The following is a 6,162-nucleotide window of genomic DNA, read 5'->3' as shown; positions in this document are numbered from 1 at the left end:
CGAGCATGTGCGAGGCTTCACGCGCGATCTGTTCGACCTTTCGCCATGCGACCCGGCGTTCAGCGGCGTCACGCATCCGCATGTCGGGCGGGCCTGACGGCGCGTCGGGTTGGCGCCGATGGAGATCGCGCGTCGGGTGCGCAGGGCGTGTCAGCCCGCATGCATCGTCGCAGCCGGCCGGCTCGCGACGTCGGCGCGTTTGTGAGGCGTTCGGCCGTTCCGCTGGAACGAGGCGGCGAAGAACAGCACCTGATACTGAATCGCGTTCGCCCAGTAATCCCAGGTATGTCCGCCGGGCCGTTCGGCGTAATCGTGCGGCACACCCAGCGCGACGAGTCGCTGATGCAGGGTGCGGTTCGAGCCGACCAGCGCATCGTCGACGCCGCAGTCGATCGTCAGGTCGATGTGGGTTTGCGCGAAGAGGCGGGCGCTCTCGACGATCGCATTGCGGTTCCAGAACGACGGATGCCGCCCGGGATCGCCGAATACGTGATCGATGCCGGGTTCGCTCTCGCAGCAGCGCGGATCGACTGCTCCGCTGATGCTGCCGACCGCGCCGAATGTGTCGGGCTGGTCGAGCGCGATGCGCAGGGCGCCGAAGCCGCCCATGCTGAGGCCGGTGATGGCGCGCGCCGGACGCGCGGCGACCGTGCGGAAATGCGCATCGATATACGACACGACTTCTTTGCCGATATAGGTTCCGTAGCGACTGCCGGAATCGAACGGACTGTCGATGTACCAGCTCTGGTGGCCGCCGTCGGGCATCACGAGGATGACGCGGTAACGATCGGCGAGTTCGCCGATCCGCGTGTTTCGGATCCAGTCGGTGTGATCGCCGCCTGAGCCGTGCAGCACATAGACGGCGGGGAAGCGCGCGGCGTGGTTGCCGTGCGCATAGGTGTCCGGCAGCACGACGGTCGCCGAGAACGATCCGTGCATCGTCGCGCTGGGGATCGTCACGAGCCGCGACTGGTACGCCAGGACGGGGCTCGTGAATGCCAACAGCAGGATCAACCAGAAGATGCGTGCAGCCCTCATGGATCGTCGCTCTCGTCGTGTCTGCCTGACCGGCTGGTCATTGCGGCACCGTGTGTGAGAGGACTGTAGCAACGACGGCTTTCAGCCAAATTTCGGCGAAGGCTACGGGTTGTCAGCTTCGATGGACGAGGCGGGCAGTTCGGCGAGCAATTCGTCGAGCTCCAGGCAGTGCGTGCGATCGTGGTCGAGCAGTTCGCGCACGAGTTCCTCCAGCGTCATGCGGCGGATGCCGTCCCGCAGGCCGCAACGTGTCAGCTGTGCCGGCTCCAGCGTCGCGAGCGTTGCGCACAGGCTCTGCCGTGCGGTGCCGAACGCATCGAGTGCGGCGTTCAGATCCTGATGCAGATAATCGCGCTGCTCTGCGAGCGCGGTGCCGTCGACCGAGCGGATCACGGGCAGATCGGCGTGACGCACGGCGTCGATGCGCTCGATGAACACGGCATCGAGATCGCGCAGGTGGCAGGCATGATCGACGAGCGAGAATCCAGTGCCGTCAGGACGGTGCGAGCGCAGCGCCGCGGGCACGCGGGCGACATATCCGGCGAACATGACGGGCATCCGCGCGAGTTGCTCGACGACGCAGGCAAACGAGCGTGAGAGCGGCTGAGGACTGAACACCGCGCCGTAACTGAACAGCGCACCGCCGATGCGGCCGCGTGCCTGCACGACATCGTGGCCGTGCCGCCGCATCACGTCCGCGACCATCGCGCCGCAGAACTGGCGGGCGGTCGTATCGGTTTCGATTTCGGGAAATTTCTGCGCGATTTCATGCTGAATCGCCCCGATCGCAGCGACGCCGACGCGGGAGAGCGCGGCGAATTCGATATAGCGTTCCGGCTGCCCGATCAGGGCTTCGAGCTGGGTGCCGAGGGCGGTGGTGCGGAAGCGGTCGAAACGGGAGTGCATGGGTGTGGTCGCCCAGTAACGTTTCAAAACGATACGTTACTGGGCGTGCATGCGTCAACGAGTTTCTTCCGATGATTAGGCTGAGGCCATAGTCGGACACGTCCCGCCATGACCGGGCGCGATGCAAAAACGGCGTGCCGAGAATGGCATGCGTTGCCTGGTTCAGTCCTTCTTGTGCGCGTTGGCATCGATTTCCGCGCGCAGCCGTGCTTCCTGCTCCTGCAATTCGGGAGTGAACTCCGCGCCGAAATCTTCCACCTCGAACAACGGACGGATCTCGATCTCCGATTCGCCCTCCATCGGGTTCGGGCAGCGCCTGACCCATTCGATCGCCTCGTCCATCGATTTCACCCGCCACAGCCAGAAACCGGCGACGAGTTCGTTCGTCTCCGCGAACGGACCGTCGATCACGGTGCGGTCCGTGCCCGAAAAACGCACGCGCTTGCCGTGCGCGCTGGGCTGCAACCCTTCGCCCGCGAGCATCACGCCCGCCTTGACGAGTTCCTCGTTGAAATTGCCCATGGCGGCCAGCAGCTCGGTATCCGGCATCTTGCCGGCTTCGGATTCGCTCGTCGCCTTCACGATCACCATGACACGCATCGTCATTGCTCCTTGAACGGGGAAAGATCGCGCGCCCGCCGAAGGCGACTGCGCCTTGACGGACGGCTCCGACACTCAGACGGATCGGGATGCCGGAAATCGGCGTGGTATCAGGAAAATTCGGCGCGTATCTGCCGCGCCCGGGTAGTCGGCCGGGCACCCCGGCCGTCATGATGCGCCGATCAGGAAATCCTGTCAGCCGCGGCCGCATACCGCGCGGCATCGGCCGGTTCGCTATCCGAGGCGAGCGCTTCGAGCGCGATCCCCTTGGTCTCGATGCCGAGCGTCCATACCGCGAGCGCCGCGGCGACGAAGGACAGCGCGCCGAGCGTAAACACGCCGCCCTGTCCGAATACCGGCAGGACGACGCCGACCACGTACGGTCCGATCAGCGAGCCGATCCGCCCGATCGCCGACGCGAAGACGGATCCGGTCGCGCGCGCGCCGGTGCCGTAGAGTTCGGGCGTGTACGTGTACAGCGCCGCCCACATGCCGAACAGGAAGAACTGCATCGCGAGGCCGGTGCCGATCAGCAGCGCGATGCTGCCGCCATACAGCGCGCTCTGGCCGTATGCGTAGGCCATTGCGCCGCCGCCGATCAGCGATGCGACGCAGGTCGGCTTGCGGCCCCAGCGCTCGACGAGCCACGCGGCGCACAGGAAGCCCGGTATGCCGCCGAGCGAGATCAACACGGTGTAGAACACCGATTTGGTGACCTCGAATCCGGCCTGCTGCAGCAGCGCGCCGAGCCATGACGTGAGCCCGTAGAAACCGAGCAGCGCAAAGAACCACAGCAGCCAGACCATGATCGTGCGCTGGCGGTACGGGCCGCTCCAGATCTCGCGCAGCGCGCCGCGGCCACGCTGCGGCACGGTCTCGACGAGCCGCGACGGCGTCGGCAGTGTCGTGACGCCGGCCGAGCGCATCACCTTCGTCTCGATGTGGCGCATGACCGTGTCGGCTTCCGCGAGCCGGCCCGCATGTTCGAGCCAGCGTGGCGATTCCGGCACGATGCGGCGCACGACGAGCACGAACACGGCAGGAATCGCGAGCAGCGCGAACACCGTGCGCCAGCCGAATTGCGGCAGCACGAAGTAGGAGACGAGTCCCGCGGTGATGAAGCCGAGCGGCCAGAAACCGTCCATCAGCGCGATCAGGCGGCCGCGATTCGCGGTCGGCACGAATTCGGACAGCAGGGTTTGCGCGACCGGGAATTCCATCCCCATGCCGATGCCGAGCAGCACGCGGTAGACGATCAGCGCGTCGATGCTTTGCGCGGTCGAGCACAGATACGACGCGGTGCCCCAAAGCACCATGCTCCATTGAAACACCGGCCGGCGGCCGAAGCGGTCGGCGAGCAGGCCGGCGACCGCCGCGCCGATCACCATCCCGAAGAAACTCGCGCTCGCGACAAGGCCGGTCATGGCGGTCGACAGGCCGAACTCCTTCTTGATCGAGCCGAGCACGAACGTCATCGTGCCGAGATCGACCGAATCGAAGAAAAAGGCGATCGCGACGATGAGGAAAATCAGCTTGTGATACCCGGAAAACGGCAGGCGTTCGAGACGGGCGGCGGCGCTGGCGCGCGCGGCGGAAACGGTGGCGGCTGGCATGGCGTCCTCTGCATGAAAAAGGCCTCGAAGCGAGATGCTTCAAGGCCCCGGAGCTTCAGTAGACGCGACCACAATTCGCCGCATCAGCAGAAAAACGTCGCCGGTTTGAACAAAAGCGTCATCGGCGCGCCATGCGGTGCATCAGTTCTTCAGGCGATAGCCGGTGCGGAAGATCCACGCGACGATCGCGAGCAGTACGACAAGGAACAGCGCGGTCGCGCCGAGGCTGATCCCGACGTGCACGTCGGCGAGGCCGTAGAACGACCAGCGGAAGCCGCTGATCAGGTAGACGATCGGATTGAACAGCGTGACGATGCGCCAGAACGGCGGCAGCATGTCGACCGAATAGAAGCTGCCGCCGAGGAACGTCAGCGGCGTGATGATGAGAAGCGGCACGAGCTGCAGCTTCTCGAAGCTGTCCGCCCAGATGCCGATCACGAAGCCGAACAGGCTGAACGTCACCGAGGTCAGCACGAGGAACATCACCATCCAGAACGGATGCAGCACATGCAGCGGCACGAACAGGCTGGCAGTCGCGAGGATGATGGCGCCGAGCAGGATCGATTTCGACGCGGCCGCGCCGACATAGGCGACGACGATCTCCCAGTACGACACGGGAGCGGACAGCAGCTCGTAGATCGTGCCGGTGAAGCGCGGGAAGTAGATGCCGAACGATGCGTTCGAGATGCTCTGCGACAGGATCGACAGCATCACGAGGCCGGGCACGATGAACGAGCCGTAGCCGATGCCGTTCACGGCGCTGATCCGCGAACCGATCGCGGAGCCGAACACGACGAAGTAGAGCGATGTCGAGATCACCGGCGCGATGATGCTCTGCATCAGCGTGCGCCGCGTGCGGGCCATTTCTGCGCGATAGATCGCGCTGATCGCGTAAAGATTCATCTGGCGTCAGGCCTCTCGTGCGTTGTGGCGGTGATGGTCGATCAGACTGACGAAGATGTCCTCGAGCGAACTCTGCGTCGTCTGCAGGTCGCGAAAGCCGATGCCGGCATCGGCGAGCGCGCCGATCAAGGCGGCGATGCTCGCTTCGTCGCGCTGCGAGTCGTACGTGTAGACGAGTGCGGCACCGTCGTCCGCGAGTTCGAGCGCGAATCGCGACAGCGCCGGCGGCAATTGCGCGAGCGGGCGTTCGAGATGCAGCGCGAGCTGTTTCTTGCCGAGCTTGCGCATCAGTTCGCGCTTGTCCTCGACGAGCATGAGCTCGCCGCCCTGGATGATGCCGATCCGGTCGGCCATTTCCTCGGCTTCCTCGATGTAATGCGTGGTCAGCACGATCGTGACGCCGTTCGCGCGCAATGCATCGACGAGCCGCCACATGTCGCGGCGCAGTTCGACATCGACGCCGGCCGTCGGCTCGTCGAGGAACAGGATGCGCGGCTCGTGCGACAGCGCCTTCGCGATCATCACGCGGCGCTTCATGCCGCCCGACAGCGTCATCAGCTTGTTGTTGCGCTTGTCCCAGAGCGACAGGTCCTTCAGCGTCTTCTCGATATGCGCGGGATCCGGCGCCTTGCCGAACAGGCCGCGGCTGAACGATACGGTCGCCCAGACGGTTTCGAACGCATCGGTCGTCAGTTCCTGTGGCACGAGGCCGATCAGCGAGCGCGCCGCGCGATAGTCGTCGCGGATATCGTGGCCGCCGACCGTCACGCGGCCCTCGGTGGGCGTGACGATCCCGCAGATCGAGCCGATCAGCGTGGTCTTGCCCGCGCCGTTCGGCCCGAGCAACGCGAAGATCTCGCCGGGGCGGATGTCGAGGTTGACGTGTTTCAGCGCCTGGAAACCGGACGCGTAGGTCTTGGACAGGCCGGAGACGGAGAGGATCGGTGGCATGCTCACGGTCGGCGCCGCGGAAACGGATGAAGGGCGAGCGGACGGTGTGCCGGCGAGCCCGCCGTCTGCGGCGGATCGACCGGGATCGGGCACGTCATGAAGCGGGTGCGGCGTCATGTCGGATCGGCGGTGTAATGAGGGTTCGCCATCT

Annotated in this window: 6 protein-coding genes; all 6 read right to left on the bottom strand. The window is 65.3% G+C overall.

Annotation, left to right across the window (positions count from 1 at the left end; translation table 11 throughout):
• Positions 1-150: 150 nt before the first annotated feature.
• The 6 genes from KH616_RS20100 to KH616_RS20075 all read right to left on the bottom strand — a co-directional run bounded on the left by KH616_RS20100 (position 151) and on the right by KH616_RS20075 (position 6,011).
• Positions 151-1,038, bottom strand: coding sequence for an alpha/beta hydrolase family protein (locus tag KH616_RS20100; RefSeq protein ID WP_292250138.1), 888 nt, complete (start codon positions 1,036-1,038; stop codon positions 151-153).
• Between the two features lie 102 nt (positions 1,039-1,140).
• Entirely contained in the window at positions 1,141-1,944 is an 804-nt protein-coding gene (locus tag KH616_RS20095) for a DinB family protein (protein ID WP_292250137.1), read from the bottom strand.
• A gap of 162 nt (positions 1,945-2,106) precedes the next feature.
• Positions 2,107-2,544, bottom strand: a complete 438-nt coding sequence (locus KH616_RS20090) for a YciI family protein (RefSeq protein ID WP_292250140.1) — start codon at positions 2,542-2,544, stop codon at positions 2,107-2,109.
• 182 nt (positions 2,545-2,726) lie between these two features.
• A complete protein-coding gene (locus tag KH616_RS20085) occupies positions 2,727-4,157 on the bottom strand; it encodes an MFS transporter (RefSeq protein WP_292250136.1) in 1,431 nt (476 codons plus the stop codon).
• A 141-nt stretch (positions 4,158-4,298) separates the two neighbouring features.
• Positions 4,299-5,060: an ABC transporter permease gene (locus KH616_RS20080; protein WP_292250134.1), complete on the bottom strand. Its 762-nt coding sequence runs from the start codon at positions 5,058-5,060 to the stop codon at positions 4,299-4,301.
• Between the two features lie 6 nt (positions 5,061-5,066).
• On the bottom strand, positions 5,067-6,011 hold the full coding sequence (locus tag KH616_RS20075) for an ABC transporter ATP-binding protein (RefSeq protein WP_292250139.1): 945 nt from the start codon (positions 6,009-6,011) through the stop codon (positions 5,067-5,069).
• Positions 6,012-6,162 lie beyond the last annotated feature (151 nt).

The sequence above is a fragment of the Burkholderia sp. genome, assembly GCF_018375725.1.
Classification (GTDB): domain Bacteria; phylum Pseudomonadota; class Gammaproteobacteria; order Burkholderiales; family Burkholderiaceae; genus Burkholderia.
Note: the sequence above shows the minus strand (reverse complement) of the source record. Positions and strands in the feature narration are given on the sequence as shown.

Excerpts from the sequence above, each read along its gene's own strand:
- KH616_RS20100 (WP_292250138.1), bottom strand. The coding sequence starts at position 1,038 with ATGAGGGCTGCACGCATCTTCTGGTTGATCCTGCTGTTGGCATTCACG.
- KH616_RS20095 (WP_292250137.1), bottom strand. The coding sequence starts at position 1,944 with ATGCACTCCCGTTTCGACCGCTTCCGCACCACCGCCCTCGGCACCCAG.
- KH616_RS20090 (WP_292250140.1), bottom strand. The coding sequence starts at position 2,544 with ATGCGTGTCATGGTGATCGTGAAGGCGACGAGCGAATCCGAAGCCGGC.
- KH616_RS20085 (WP_292250136.1), bottom strand. The coding sequence starts at position 4,157 with ATGCCAGCCGCCACCGTTTCCGCCGCGCGCGCCAGCGCCGCCGCCCGT.
- KH616_RS20080 (WP_292250134.1), bottom strand. The coding sequence starts at position 5,060 with ATGAATCTTTACGCGATCAGCGCGATCTATCGCGCAGAAATGGCCCGC.
- KH616_RS20075 (WP_292250139.1), bottom strand. The coding sequence starts at position 6,011 with ATGCCACCGATCCTCTCCGTCTCCGGCCTGTCCAAGACCTACGCGTCC.